Source organism: Epilithonimonas hispanica, assembly GCF_003385395.1.
GTDB classification, from domain to species: domain Bacteria; phylum Bacteroidota; class Bacteroidia; order Flavobacteriales; family Weeksellaceae; genus Epilithonimonas; species Epilithonimonas hispanica.
In genome coordinates this window covers 16,289-29,711 of sequence record NZ_QNUG01000037.1, presented here as the reverse complement: position 1 = coordinate 29,711, position 13,423 = coordinate 16,289, and the positions used below count along the sequence as shown (strand labels likewise).

Genomic DNA, 13,423 nt, shown 5'->3' with positions numbered 1-13,423 from the left:
AAAAATTTAGAAGCAACTTCAGAGGAGTTAGGGATCGGGCGTTTTTTCTATTCAGACTACAAAACATTTTTGCTTAAACACAAGTTTTGGTACTGATCCTAACTTTCTTTGTCTCTCTGCAATAAGCTGCAACTACCCACCGTTCATTGGTTTTACTTTGAGTGTATGTTTTTAACTCATCAATTTCGATTGTAATATTCTTAGGGATTGGTGGCTTAACAACTTTAGAAGCAATCTTTAAAATCTTTTTAAGTACAGTTGTTTTGCTGACATCAAGTAATCTGCTAATACCTCTTATACCAACTCCTTCTTTTATCAGTTGTTGAATATTATGATTAGTACTTTTATGATATGCACGATAAGAATAGTTCCCAATGAACTTCTTTTTACATTTTTTGCACTGATAGCGCTGCTTATTTTGTGATGTTATTCCTGCCTTGATACAGTAGCTGTAATTACAGTGAATACATTGATTTCGCCGTTTATTCATAATGATTTAAAGTAAATTAGTAACTCCACATCTGAACCATCAGCTTTTGGACTAATGCATTCCGGAGTCGCTATTTTGCTTTTTTAATCGGCAAAAATAAAAAACGATGAACTATAGTACATCGTTTTTTTATTATATCTTTATATAGTATTGATAATCAATGAAGTTAATTAAAAACTCCACATCTGTACCATTACCAGGTCACTGAATAGGTCACTATTCTAAACAAGATTAAGAGTGTTTGTTTTTACTGACGCAAATATAGGTCTTTTTTTAGTTTTTGCAAAAAACCTTTGCTTTTTTACATTAAAATTTCATTAAAACACAGACTATCAAAGACAAAAATATTGAATTACTATTTTTAATAAAAGGAATTGAGATTATCATAATTCCCCATACTTCAATATCTGAACCTTTACCTCTAGTATCCCGGTCAAACAAATCTAGTAAAGAAAAGAGCTCACAATTAGAAAGATTTTAAGAAATTGTATTAACTACATGATGCTTTTCTTTTTTTCCAAGTTTTGTTAGAGATAGATAATTAATTATAAGTCTTTTATTTACCATCATTATTTGTAATTTTTTAATAGTTTCATCATCAGCTTTGTCTTCTTCCAAGTCATGCCATAAATTTTCAGTTATAAATGAGAAACCTGTATGCACAATTTTAGATCTGAAAGTATATAATTTCTTAAACTCCTTTTTCAAATCATCGCTTTCTCCTACAAAATTTAAAAGAAAGTCAGTATATCTTTTTGCAATTGAATATCTCGGTTGTCCGCATTCCTTACAGTTCTCTGGCTTAAAGTCTTTATAATAGAAATTCATTAGAGTTTCAATCGAAGTAAACGCTGAGAGAACACCTATAGTAGTTTCCAATTCAAGGTTCTTCATGCAAATATTCGAGTATTTTATACTTGTATCTATAATTTTTTTTTCTTCTACATTCAAATCAAAATAACCCTCTAAACCGTAATTAATTACGCTGGGAAATTTAATTGTGTCTAATACATTATAGTCATAATTGGGGTCATTAGAGAAATACTCATTATAATCAACCAGCGGGATTTCATTAAATTCTTTTGTAATATCAGTATTGAAATCATCAATAATACATTGATAATTAAAGCCCTTAAGAAAAAACAATTTATAAAGAAAATCAGAATGTTCAATAATATTAATCTCATCATCTGTTTTATCAGAAGTGGCAGGAACTGTCCAAAAACCGTCATTGTTTTTATATCGAAAGAATAAATTTGTGCTGAACAGATTAATCAAATCAATTAAGCGGTCTAGTTTAGTCATTGCAGTTGCTAAAAGATCATGACTTCCTTTTTTGAAAATGTCCCCAAGGTAAGAAAAGTCCTTTTTAGGTGACATCCATTCAGAATCTTCTATCTTAAATTCAATAATTATCGGATGATGTTTATATTTTTTTACCCTATCCAGATATTCGCTTTTTAACGGATAAATTTGGAATTCATCTTTATATCTAAAATATCCTTCAAATTTAGTTTTTGAAAAGATTATTGATTTGTAATACTTCATATAACCAAATTATGAAAAATGTCTAAAAAAAACAATTGAAAAAGAAAATTTTCAAAAGTATTATTCTGCTTTTTAAAATGTTATACTTAAAATAGTTTTTATTCTGACTTTCTTATTTCGGGTTCTTCGGGATAAGAAGTTAAAAGACTAATCATTTTTGGTAGAAACCATTCTCTACATATTTCTTCATACATCGAAGCTAAGTTGGTAAGTCTATGCCAGCAGATAATAATTTTTTGTCTGGCAATCTCCCATACAAGATTATTTTTATCCATCAAATAGATTTTTAATTCAATAATTTCATCCTTAGCAAATGGTAAGACTGACCATTCTTTGTGATCCCAAATATCTAATTCTTCAATTTGCTCAATAAAAAATAACACTTGAGATACAATACCTTCCGTTGTGGTTTGTCTATCTTTTTCAACTTCTTCTCTATATGTTATCACAGGAAAATCTTTAAATTCCAGTAAATGACCTATTTCATTTTTTTTTATAAAAAATATTAGAAGAAAGCAAAAATAAGCAAAATGGTTAAGACCATTCATATACAGTAGTTTATAAAACGTGAGGGAAAATTTGGAAGTAGGTGTCCGACAGGTTTTGAGCTTAAAATGACAAGGTTAGGTTACTAAATCGTTCAGGCAAATCGGTTTCTTACACCAATGCCGACCCAACAGAGTTTACCGAAAAACTAAAGCAGTTTGGCGTTCCCGAATTTGCCATTTTACTAACCGCCGGTTTTGCCGAAGATCAGAAAAACCACCAGTTTGAAGAGGTAACAAACGATCTGGAAAACCTTTTGGGAAGAAAACCTTTGGCATTGAAAGAAGCATTAAAAGAAATCTATAAGTTGTAACAGCCCATACGACCTCATTAATGGTAAAATCTTACACCACCACACTCAGCATTTGCCGGGTGTGGTGGTGTATTTTAGACTGTTTTTTTTTGTTAGTTTTGCATATATAATTCATCTGACAGATTGATTAAGATTATCCAATATTTCTTCCTAGGTCAGATGCACATAAAAACGATGCAAGATTTTGAGTACATAAAAATTTTTCCTGACAAACGGGTCTCCGGTTTTGTGGAGAGTTTCCTGCTATGTGCCAATCATAACGATGAAGATAAAGAAGTCATTATTTTTCCCGATGGAAGAGTGGACATTATGTTTAGCTGTACAGATCAGGAACCATTGGTAGCCGAATTATTTAATCTGGATAAAAAAGCAAGGCGGTATATTTTCAAAAAGCAAACAAAGCTTTTTATGGTATGTCTTACCTTGCTCGGTGCCGATTCCCGGCTCGGATACAACGGAACAGATTTTGGAAAAGATGAGATTCGGCTTCCCGCAGGTTTTTGGGATATTTCTAAAGAAGACCTTACAAGCTTAGATAACTTTGCAGAAAAGGTTTCGGAAAAACTTTTGGAAATATTCCCGAAAAAGATGGATGAAAGAAAGCAACAGCTTTTTGAGCTATCTATTCGTCAGGTGGTAAGGCGTTATCAAGCACCCTCCTTACAGCAAGAAAAAACTCAAATGGCTAAAATCGCTTTTGGAACGAATTTTTTAATGACACAACCAAAGAACACTCCGTAAAAAATCAATTTAATTTTGACGATGGACATTACAAACCTTCCCGAAGATCTATGGGAACATAACGAAACTCATACTTCGGATTTGCAAATTTTCAATTACGAAGTGTATAAGAACGGTTCTAGAAACAAGATTGGCCTGAATAAAAATGTATTCAGTTTCTTATTGGATGGTCAAAAAAACATTCACTTTTCTAATGATATCATTTCAATCAATGAAACACAATCGCTACTTATCACATCTAATAATGTTTTGGTTACCGAACTGGTAGGTGTAAGTTCATACCGTTGTTTACTCTTCTTCTTTTCTCATAAAAACATCACCGATTTTTTATTGAAACATTCCCATTCTTTCAGTCAGAATGCCTCAGATAAAAAGATAACGGATATACCTTATTTCCTCTTAGAGAAAGACAATTTTATAATCCATTATATTCATTCGCTCCAACAGATTTTTGGTTTGCAACAATCTATCTCTCAAAAGATTTTGGAACTGAAATTTGAAGAAATAATGCTTTATCTGGCGGATAAATATGGGACGGTATTTTTAGACTACTTACATTATTTACTAATCAATGAAAGAGAATTATCATTTAAAATGGTAATTGAAAAGAACCTTTATACGAACTTGAGTATTGACGAAATAGCCTTTCTGTGCAATATGAGTGCCTCTACTTTTAAGAGAAAATTTATAAGTATATACCAGAAATCTCCAGGGAAATGGTTTCAGCAAAAACGGCTTAACAAGGCCAAAGAATTGTTACATAATAACCAAGTCACACCTTCCGAAATTTTTATGGACTTTGGCTATGGCAGCTTGTCAAATTTTAGTGCAGCCTTTAAAAATGAATTTGGGTATAGCCCCAACCACATCCACTCAAATTGACCTCTTTTCATAACTTATTGAACCAAACTAATAAACAAAGCAGCGCTGGTTTTTTCTAATTTTGTCTGATTAAAGAAGTGTTTAACTAAAAAATAAAAACAATGAAAAAATTAGGATTGTTAGTTCGGTTGGAAGCAAAGGCCGGCCAAGAAAAAAACGTTGAAGATTTTATTACAGGAGCATTACCGCTTGCTCTTGAAGAAGCCGGTACTGTTACGTGGTATGCATTCCGTATTGATGCTTCTACCTTCGGTATTTACGATACTTTTTCAAACGAAGAAGGCAGAGAGGCACACCTTGGCGGTAAGATCGCAAAAGCATTAATGGAAAATGCACCAGACCTATTGGCAACACCTCCGTCTATTGAAAAATTGGACATTTTAGCTGCCAAATAGCCTAAGTGTAGAATCCTTCAAAATTGACCACGTTAATCCTGCGAAAGTGACCAGTTGATTCCTGAGCAAATTGACCAGGGTATTCCTGCTCAAATTGACCACCCCAAAAAAGTCAGAAAACGTGTCTTGAATAACTTAGCCAAAAAATACCAATGGCTAACAAAAGAATAGACATGTTGAACATCAAACAATTATTACGATTATACACCCAGGGAGTAAGTAAATTGCAGATAAGCAAACAACTGGGTATCTCACGCAATACTGCCAAAAAGTATATTAGCCCGTTCCATGAACACCAACTTACATATGATGAGCTTATAGAGCTGAGTGATGAAGATTTAGATGATTTATTCGAGACTCCGCCAACCGATATAAGGGATAAGGACAGTATCAAAAAACAACTTGAATCGCTGTTTCCTTACATATCCAAAGAACTAAAACGTGTTGGGGTCACCCGTTATCTTTTATGGGAAGAATACATAGATAAATATCCTTCAGGCTACCAATATTCCCGTTTTTGTCATCATTACAGGGAACGGTGTAAAAAGGTGAACCCTTCCATGCATATTGAACATAAGGCAGGGGATAAACTTTTTGTTGATTATACTGGGAAAAAGCTTCACATCATCGATAAAGAAACAGGAGAACAACAGGAAGTCGAGGTCTTCGTATCTATACTTGGCGCCAGTGGTATGACCTTCGTAGAAGCTACAAGGACCCAAGGGAAAGAAGATTTTCTTGGAAGCCTTACCAAAGCCCTGCATTATTATGGAGGAGTTCCCGCAGCTATTGTTACCGATAACCTACGTACAGCGGTAAAAAAGAGCCATAAGTACGAACCTGTCATCACTGATTCCCTTCTGGACTTTGCTTCCCACTATAGCACCACAATACTTCCTACGCGTACCTATCATCCCAAGGACAACGCTTTGGTTGAGAATGCGGTACGTATTGTTTATACCCGCATTTTTGCTCCATTGCGTAAAGATCACTTCTTTAGCCTGGAAGCATTGAACAAAGCCATAGAAAACCTGCTGGAAGGATATAATGAAGCTCCCATGAAAAGAAAGAAGTATTCCAGGGCTGATGTTTTCCGTGAGGTCGAAAGACATGCGTTATCCCCACTACCAGCTATGGTGTACCAGCTCAAGCATTCTGTACGTGCCACTGTTCATAAGACCAGCCATGTATATTTAAGCAAAGACAAACATTATTATAGTGTTCCGTTCAGCTATATTGGTAAAAAAGTAAACATTATTTTTAGTAAAAACACGGTCGAGATCTACTATGACCAGCGCAGAATAGCATTCCATAACAGAATCCTGGCCAAATATCAGTATACGACCGTAAAAGAACATATGCCTTCATCTTATCAGTTTATGACTGAATGGAATCCATCCCGGTTTATCTCTTGGGGAAGGTCTGTCGGAGAATATTGTGAGCAGTACATCACCAAAATCCTGGAAAAGAAACAGCATCCCGAACAGTCCTATAAACCTGTCTGGGGATACTCTCATTATCAAAAAAGATTGGCAACGTAAGACTTGACAATGCCTGTAAAAGAGCATTGGGATATGAAAAATATAGCCTTGCTATGATTAAAAGTATCCTGGAAAGAGGACTGGATAATCTCACCGATGACGATGCATTTTTTGAAGAAAAGAAGCTGCCTAAACACAAAAACATAAGGGGCGGAAAATACTATCAGTAATATCTACAATCATTAACAATTAAATCATTAATACAAAACCTATGAATCAGGCAACATTAGAAAAAATGAAACATTTAAAGCTCCACGGAATGCACAGGGCTTTTTCCACAACAATGGAAACAGGAAGTATCTCCTACCAATGATGAACTTATAGCCTACTTGATTGAATCCGAGTATGACGACAGGGAAAGCAGAAAGGTAGAGAGATTGATTACCACAGCTAAGTTCAGATACAGGGCATTTATAGAAGAGATTACTGCTTCTTCTTCCAGGAATATTGATAAGAATACTATTGGACGATTATCTTCCTGCGATTTTATCTCACAAAACAGAATATTCTTATTACAGGAAGCACAGGAGTTGGAAAAAGTTTTATTGCAACTGCCATTGGCTACAAAGCCTGTACAATGGGATATAAAGTCATGTACTTCAGCATCAACAAGCTCTTCTCAAGGCTTAAGATGGCTAAGGCAGACGGATCTTATCTAAAAGAGATTGACCGAATAGAAAAGCAGGATCTTATTATCCTCGATGATTTTGGATTGCAATCGTTGGATAATCTCAAAAGACAGGATTTTATGGAAATAATTGAAGACAGGCACGGAAAGCGTTCCACTATTATTGCTTCGCAACTGCCTGTAAGTGCCTGGCATGAAGTCATTGCGGAACAAACAATAGCCGATGCGATACTTGATAGAATGGTTCACAACTCCCTGAGAATAGACCTTAAAGGAGAATCTATGAGAAGGAAAAAAGCTGATCAGAAAATCAACTGAGAGTAAAGATTTATTTTATATTTTTAAACCATCTTTTAGACACATTTTTTGACTTCATTCTTAGTGGTCAATTTAATCAGGAATTAGGTGGTCAATATCACTGGAATTTACATCCAGACCACATATTTGCAGGCATTTCTGATCTGGTGAACCACACAGATCTGGGTTTGAGATTCAGGGAAAACAGAACGGATAGTTTGGGTAAATCCATTTAAGTTATCGGTAGCGGTGATGAGAATATCTTCCACGCCACGGGCTTTTAAATCGGTCAGAACACTCATCCAAAAGCTCGAACTTTCATTCTTACCGAGCCACATTCCCAGCACTTCTTTTTTCCCTTCACGATTTAACCCTACTGCCAAATAGATGGTCTTGTTAATGACCTTGGAGTTTTCACGAACCTTAAATACGATTCCATCCATCCAGACAATTAGATACAGATCTTCCAAGGGTCGGTTCTGCCAGCTAACGACCTCGGTGGCAACGGCATTGGTAATTCTGGAAATGGCGGAAGCTGATATTTCAAAATCGTACAGTTCTTTGACCTGCTCTTCGATATCGCTCACACTCATCCCTTTGGCGTAGAAGGAGATAATAATATTCTCCAAACCTTCGATGATGTTATGTCTTTTGGGTACCAGTACAGGTTCAAAACTGCTTGCCCTGTCTCTGGGGACTTTGATTTCACTCTCTCCAAAAGAGGATTTTATCTTTTTGGTCCCATGCCCGTTGCGATAGTTTCCTTCTTTGGTTTTTGCATGTTTTTCATTGTCCAGATGAGCATCGAGTTCTGCCTCCAGCATATGTTCAACGGCACGTTTGTGCATCTGTTTGAAAAAAGAGGTTAAATCTTCTCCATTTTTAAAGGACTTGTAGAAATCCTTGTTGTTTAATAAGTCTTCTTTGTCGATCATAACTATATAGGTTAAAAATAATAAAAAGTTATTTCCGAAAATTATTTTTGAGCTTAATGGGCTCAAAAATTTTTCAGAATAACTTTTTAACTTACACAGTTAGTGAAACACTACCTTATTTATCGAATTTTTATTTTATACAAATTATCCCTCTTAAATCCATGAATAAAATTCTCCGAATTATTTTATGAGTTTGTTAAATTTTCACAATGTGCAATCACAACATCAATACCCATTTCTATAAATAGGTTATATTGTTTCTCAGAAATACCTTTATCTGTTATCAAAGTATCCACCTCCGAGATTGAACATATTCTTCCGAATCCTCTTTTGTTGATTTTTGAAGAATCAGCAAGAATATATACCTGATCAGCTGAATTTACCATAATACTGTTCAAATGTGCTTCTGCCGCATTGGAGGTTGAAAGACCGAATTCCGGATCTATTCCATCAACACTTAGAAAAAGCTTGTTGCATGAAAACTGTTTTAAAATTGTTTCTGAAATAGAGCCTACAACAGACGCAGATGATTTCCTTACCTCACCCCCTAACTGGATAACTTCTACAGAAGGCCTATTCCCCAATTCTATAGCAACTTTTAGAGAAGATGTAAGAACAGTAAGCTTTCTGAAATTAATCAATACTTTGGCAAATTCATGCAAAGTGGTTCCTGAAGCAATAATGATGAAATCATTATCTTCTACAAATGCTACTGCAGCTTTTGAAATACTTTCTTTTTGAGTTATCTGTACTAACTCTTTCTCATTAATATGTTTATCGAAAGCATAATTAGACTGTTTTCTTGCTCCACCATGAGTTCTATATAACAATCCTTTAGATTCCAGAAATTTCAAATCCTTTCGAATTGTAACTTCCGAAACATTCAGCAACTCAGAAATTTCATTCACTTTAATGAAAGTAGAACCATCAAAAAGGTTTATAATTTTTTCCTGTCTCTCATTTATAGCATTCATAATTAAGGAATTTATAGATAACAAATATGCAAAAAAAAAGCCAGTTGTACAACTTGCTATTCACAGCATTCAAGATTTCAATTCGAAATCAAAAAACAAATTTGAAGTTTCGTTTTATTTCATAAATTTGTTCAGCAAAGCAATACGAAATAAATAATAATTAAAATCAGCAAAAATGAAACGAAAAAATCAAATATCAAAACTTACCGAAACCCAAAACTGGGACGTTATTGTTATTGGTGGTGGAGCAAGCGGGCTGGGAACTGCATTGGATTCAACATTGCGGGGATATAAAACTGTTTTATTTGAAATTAAAGATTTTGCAAAAGGAACATCCAGTCGCAGCACAAAGCTCGTGCATGGCGGAGTACGTTATCTTGCACAAGGAGATATAAAATTAGTGAAAGAAGCATTGAGGGAAAGAGGCCTCTTAGCTAAAAATGCAGCTCATCTTGTAAAAGACCAGTCTTTTGTGATCCCAAATTATTCTTGGTGGGGAGGACCTTTTTATTTCATAGGTCTTACAATATATGATTTTTTAGCAGGAAAGCTGAGTATTGGAAAAACAAAATACCTCAACAAAAAGAATGTCCTACAAAAGTTGCCTGCCATTAAAAGCTCAAACCTTGCCAGTGGAATACTTTATCATGACGGGCAGTTTGACGATTCCAGACTGGCAATAAATCTGGTACAATCAACTGTAGAGAACGGAGGTACTATGATTAACTATATGGGTGTTACGGGGCTATCAAAAGATAATAACGGACAATTGAATGGGGTAATTGTCAAAGATGAATTCACGGGTAAAACCTACCATGTCAAAGGAAAAGTAATCGTGAATGCCACAGGTGTATTTACAGATGACATTCTTAACATGAACAATACAAAGCATAAGAAAATGGTGGTTCCAAGCCAAGGAATTCATCTGGTACTAGACAAATCATTTTTCCCGGGAGAAGAAGCATTAATGATCCCTAAGACCAGCGATGGAAGGGTTTTGTTTGCAGTACCTTGGCACAACAAAGTTGTTGTAGGCACTACAGATACCTTGATTAAAGACACCAGCTTTGAGCCCCGCGCTCTGGAAAAAGAGATAGAATTTGTATTGGAAACCGCAAGAAACTACCTTGTAAAAGCACCAACCAGAAAAGACGTCCTGTCTGTTTTTGCAGGTTTAAGACCATTAGCCGCTCCCGAAAAAGAGGGACAAAGCACCAAGGAAGTATCCCGAAGCCATAAAATAATGATATCTGATTCAGGACTTGTGACCGTTATTGGCGGAAAATGGACCACATATAGAGAGATGGCGGAAGAAATTGTTGATGAAGCGTCAAAAGTTGCAGACCTGCCAGAAGTAAGTTGTAAAACGCATCATTTTTCTATTCACGGAAATATTCCAGCTTCTCACGCAGATCAGAGCGACCACCTTTACATCTATGGATCTGACATCCCTGAAATAAAAAAACTACAGCAAAGCGATGCTGCACTGAAACAAAAAATACATCCGAAATATGACGCTACTTATGCAGAAGTACTATGGGCAATAGAATGCGAAATGGCGGAAACCCTAGAGGATGTACTGGCCAGAAGAATCCGTTTCTTGTTTACGGATGCCCGTGCAGCCATTGATATTGCAGAAGATGTTGCCCAATTTATGGCGCAGAGATTAGGAAAATCCGAAGAATGGGCAGTACTGGAAACTAAAAATTTTATTGAGCTTGCAAAAGGCTACTTACTGGAAGATTATTCCCCAAAAAAAGAAACTCAAATTATCAATTAAACTTTAATAGAATCAAATTATGGCACCAGCGGAAAAACTAAACAAACTTATTTTAGCCCTTGACCAAGGGACAACCTCATCAAGAGCCATTCTTTTTAATCAAAATGGAGAAATTGAAGAATTATCGCAGAAATCATTCACCCAAATATTTCCAAAAGGAGGCTGGGTAGAGCACGACCCCAATGAAATATGGTCTTCACAGATATCCGTTGCGGCAGAAGTCATTGCAAAAGCAGGAGTATCAGGTAGAGAAATCGCAGCGATAGGTATTACAAACCAAAGAGAAACCACTGTTGTTTGGGATCGCGAAACATCAGAGCCTATCTACAATGCCATTGTCTGGCAAGACAGAAGAACAGCAAAATACTGTGATGAGCTGAAGCAAAAAGAAGGGTACATAGAAACTATCAAGGAAAAGACTGGACTAATCCTTGATGCCTATTTCTCAGGAACAAAATTGAAATGGATTCTTGATAATGTAGAGGGTGCAAGAGAAAAAGCGGAGCAGGGAAAACTTTGTTTCGGCACTATAGATACTTGGCTGGTTTGGAAATTGACCAGAGGAAAAATGTTCGTCACAGATGTAACCAATGCCTCCAGAACACTACTTCTTAACATCCATACCCAGCAATGGGACGACGACCTGTTACAATTTTTCGATATTCCAAGAGCTATACTTCCTGAAGTTAAGCAAAGTTCCGAGATCTACGGAGAAACATCTACAACACTATTTGCATCAAAAATTCCTATTGCAGGTATTGCTGGCGATCAACAAGCTGCACTTTTCGGACAAATGTGCACCTCGGAAGGGATGGTGAAAAACACTTATGGAACAGGATGTTTTCTTCTGATGAATACAGGAGATAAAGCGGTTTATTCGAAAAATAACCTGCTGACCACTATCGCATGGAAAATCAATGGGAAAGTAACCTATGCACTTGAAGGCTCTGTTTTTGTCGGAGGCGCAGCAATACAATGGCTCAGAGACGGGCTAAAACTCATCAGAACAGCACCTGATATTAGTAATCTCGCCAATCTTGTAAAAGAAACAGAAGGTGTATATTTCGTTCCCGCCTTAACAGGTTTGGGCGCACCTTATTGGGATCCGTATGCTCGTGGCGCTATTGTGGGAATTACCCGAGGAACAACCGATGCGCATATCGCAAGAGCAACCTTGGAAGGTATCGCTTACCAGGTATATGATATTGTAAAAGCAATGGAAGCAGATTCCGGAATGCAGTCCATGGAACTGAGAGTCGATGGTGGTACTACCGCATCTGACCTATTAATGCAAATACAAGCTGATTTGTTTGGTTTTTCTATTACAAGACCAAAAACATTGGAAACAACAGCTCTTGGAGCGGCATATCTTGCCGGACTTGCTGTTGGATTCTGGGATAATATTGACGATATCAAATCACAATGGAGCGTAGATAAAAAATTTGACCCTAAAATGGAGCGTGAAAAAGCGGACGAAATGATTAAAGGATGGCATAAGGCAGTAGGAAGATCCAAAAACTGGGAAGAATAAAAACAAAAATCTCCAACAAAACTGAGCTATTATTAAACAGCCCATTAAATAACTAAGAAAATTAAACTATTATATCATTATTTATTATGTCAACTATTTTTATTGCAGAGATGATGGGAACGATGTTCCTTATTCTCTTAGGAAACGGGGTCGTAGCCAATATCCTTCTCAAAAAAACAGGAGGTAATGGCGGAGGTATCATTTCCATTACAGCTGCCTGGGGATTTGCAGTATTCGCCGGAGGTTTAGTTGCTGTCAATCTAGGCAGTGCTGGAGAACTAAATCCAGCCACTGTAATTGCAGGCTGGATAAACGGAGCTTATACTACCAGCCAATTATTGCCTTACATCGGAGGCGAATTGACAGGAGCTATGCTAGGAGCATTTTTGGTATGGTTACTATATAAAGACCATTTTGATGAGACATCTGCAGAACCACACTTACAGCTTGCTTGTTTTTCTACATCCCCATCAATCAAGAACACTCCCCTCAATTTCTTTTCTGAAGTATTGGGAACATTTGTTTTGCTCTATGTTGCTATGAGTTTCCAAGGATCTGCCGTAAACTTGGGAAGCACAGGAAGATGGCCAATAACCACACTTATTTGGGCAATCGGATTATCGCTTGGAGGAACAACAGGATACGCCATCAATCCTGCAAGAGACCTCGGTCCGAGAATCATGCATGCCATTTTACCCATAAAAGGAAAAAGTTCCAGTAACTGGAGTTATGCCTGGATACCAATAATAGGACCTGTTACAGGAGCTTTAATATCAATTCTTATATTCAATCTATTACATTAAATCTATTCCATCAAATTTA

At 36.2% G+C, this 13,423-nt stretch carries 11 protein-coding genes and 2 pseudogenes; 8 read left to right on the top strand and 5 right to left on the bottom strand.

Going from position 1 to position 13,423, the window contains the following annotated elements:
* Positions 1-73 precede the first annotated feature (73 nt).
* The 3 genes from DRF58_RS14425 to DRF58_RS14415 form a co-directional block, all read right to left on the bottom strand.
* The gene (locus DRF58_RS14425; protein ID WP_116036430.1) at positions 74-490 is read right to left on the bottom strand and encodes an IS1 family transposase; all 417 of its coding nucleotides are present in this window, start codon (positions 488-490) and stop codon (positions 74-76) included.
* A gap of 477 nt (positions 491-967) precedes the next feature.
* Positions 968-2,038, bottom strand: coding sequence for a HEPN domain-containing protein (locus tag DRF58_RS14420; RefSeq protein WP_116036429.1), 1,071 nt, complete (start codon positions 2,036-2,038; stop codon positions 968-970).
* A 98-nt stretch (positions 2,039-2,136) separates the two neighbouring features.
* Positions 2,137-2,586: a hypothetical protein gene (locus tag DRF58_RS14415; protein ID WP_185144547.1), complete on the bottom strand. Its 450-nt coding sequence runs from the start codon at positions 2,584-2,586 to the stop codon at positions 2,137-2,139.
* Between the two features lie 434 nt (positions 2,587-3,020).
* On the opposite strand from DRF58_RS14415, the gene DRF58_RS14410 reads away from it, so the two are divergent.
* From DRF58_RS14410 to DRF58_RS18945, 5 genes and pseudogenes are all read left to right on the top strand, one after another.
* Positions 3,021-3,638 (top strand): hypothetical protein, encoded by a 618-nt coding sequence (locus tag DRF58_RS14410; protein ID WP_116036427.1) that lies wholly within the window; start codon positions 3,021-3,023, stop codon positions 3,636-3,638.
* Positions 3,639-3,659: 21 nt separating this feature from the next.
* Positions 3,660-4,520 carry a helix-turn-helix domain-containing protein gene (locus DRF58_RS14405; RefSeq protein ID WP_047096322.1) on the top strand — a complete coding sequence of 287 codons (861 nt, stop codon included), beginning with the start codon at positions 3,660-3,662 and terminating at the stop codon, positions 4,518-4,520.
* 101 nt (positions 4,521-4,621) lie between these two features.
* Entirely contained in the window at positions 4,622-4,915 is a 294-nt protein-coding gene (locus tag DRF58_RS14400; protein ID WP_047096321.1) for a putative quinol monooxygenase, read from the top strand.
* A gap of 152 nt (positions 4,916-5,067) precedes the next feature.
* Positions 5,068-6,456 carry an IS21 family transposase gene (gene istA / locus DRF58_RS14395; RefSeq protein ID WP_245955481.1) on the top strand — a complete coding sequence of 463 codons (1,389 nt, stop codon included), beginning with the start codon at positions 5,068-5,070 and terminating at the stop codon, positions 6,454-6,456.
* Between the two features lie 329 nt (positions 6,457-6,785).
* Positions 6,786-7,402: pseudogene (locus DRF58_RS18945) on the top strand (ATP-binding protein).
* Between the two features lie 113 nt (positions 7,403-7,515).
* Here DRF58_RS18945 and DRF58_RS14385 read toward each other — a convergent pair.
* Positions 7,516-8,316 (bottom strand): annotated as a pseudogene (locus tag DRF58_RS14385) (IS256 family transposase); the annotation flags it as partial.
* Positions 8,317-8,501: 185 nt separating this feature from the next.
* The gene (locus DRF58_RS14380) at positions 8,502-9,290 is read right to left on the bottom strand and encodes a DeoR/GlpR family DNA-binding transcription regulator (protein ID WP_066436407.1); all 789 of its coding nucleotides are present in this window, start codon (positions 9,288-9,290) and stop codon (positions 8,502-8,504) included.
* A gap of 175 nt (positions 9,291-9,465) precedes the next feature.
* On the opposite strand from DRF58_RS14380, the gene DRF58_RS14375 reads away from it, so the two are divergent.
* The 3 genes from DRF58_RS14375 (at position 9,466) to DRF58_RS14365 (ending at position 13,404) form a co-directional block, all read left to right on the top strand.
* Positions 9,466-11,070, top strand: coding sequence for a glycerol-3-phosphate dehydrogenase/oxidase (locus DRF58_RS14375; RefSeq protein WP_116036425.1), 1,605 nt, complete (start codon positions 9,466-9,468; stop codon positions 11,068-11,070).
* Between the two features lie 19 nt (positions 11,071-11,089).
* Positions 11,090-12,601 carry a glycerol kinase GlpK gene (gene glpK / locus DRF58_RS14370; protein ID WP_066436401.1) on the top strand — a complete coding sequence of 504 codons (1,512 nt, stop codon included), beginning with the start codon at positions 11,090-11,092 and terminating at the stop codon, positions 12,599-12,601.
* An 86-nt stretch (positions 12,602-12,687) separates the two neighbouring features.
* Positions 12,688-13,404, top strand: coding sequence for an MIP/aquaporin family protein (locus DRF58_RS14365; protein ID WP_047096316.1), 717 nt, complete (start codon positions 12,688-12,690; stop codon positions 13,402-13,404).
* Positions 13,405-13,423: the final 19 nt, after the last annotated feature.

What these genes read in the sequence shown, in the direction of transcription:
- DRF58_RS14425 (WP_116036430.1), bottom strand. Translation starts at nt 490, where the DNA reads ATGAATAAACGGCGAAATCAATGTATTCACTGTAATTACAGCTACTGT.
- DRF58_RS14420 (WP_116036429.1), bottom strand. Translation starts at nt 2,038, where the DNA reads ATGAAGTATTACAAATCAATAATCTTTTCAAAAACTAAATTTGAAGGA.
- DRF58_RS14415 (WP_185144547.1), bottom strand. Translation starts at nt 2,586, where the DNA reads ATGAATGGTCTTAACCATTTTGCTTATTTTTGCTTTCTTCTAATATTT.
- DRF58_RS14405 (WP_047096322.1), top strand. Translation starts at nt 3,660, where the DNA reads ATGGACATTACAAACCTTCCCGAAGATCTATGGGAACATAACGAAACT.
- DRF58_RS14400 (WP_047096321.1), top strand. Translation starts at nt 4,622, where the DNA reads ATGAAAAAATTAGGATTGTTAGTTCGGTTGGAAGCAAAGGCCGGCCAA.
- istA (WP_245955481.1), top strand. Translation starts at nt 5,068, where the DNA reads ATGGCTAACAAAAGAATAGACATGTTGAACATCAAACAATTATTACGA.
- DRF58_RS14380 (WP_066436407.1), bottom strand. Translation starts at nt 9,290, where the DNA reads ATGAATGCTATAAATGAGAGACAGGAAAAAATTATAAACCTTTTTGAT.
- DRF58_RS14375 (WP_116036425.1), top strand. Translation starts at nt 9,466, where the DNA reads ATGAAACGAAAAAATCAAATATCAAAACTTACCGAAACCCAAAACTGG.
- glpK (WP_066436401.1), top strand. Translation starts at nt 11,090, where the DNA reads ATGGCACCAGCGGAAAAACTAAACAAACTTATTTTAGCCCTTGACCAA.
- DRF58_RS14365 (WP_047096316.1), top strand. Translation starts at nt 12,688, where the DNA reads ATGTCAACTATTTTTATTGCAGAGATGATGGGAACGATGTTCCTTATT.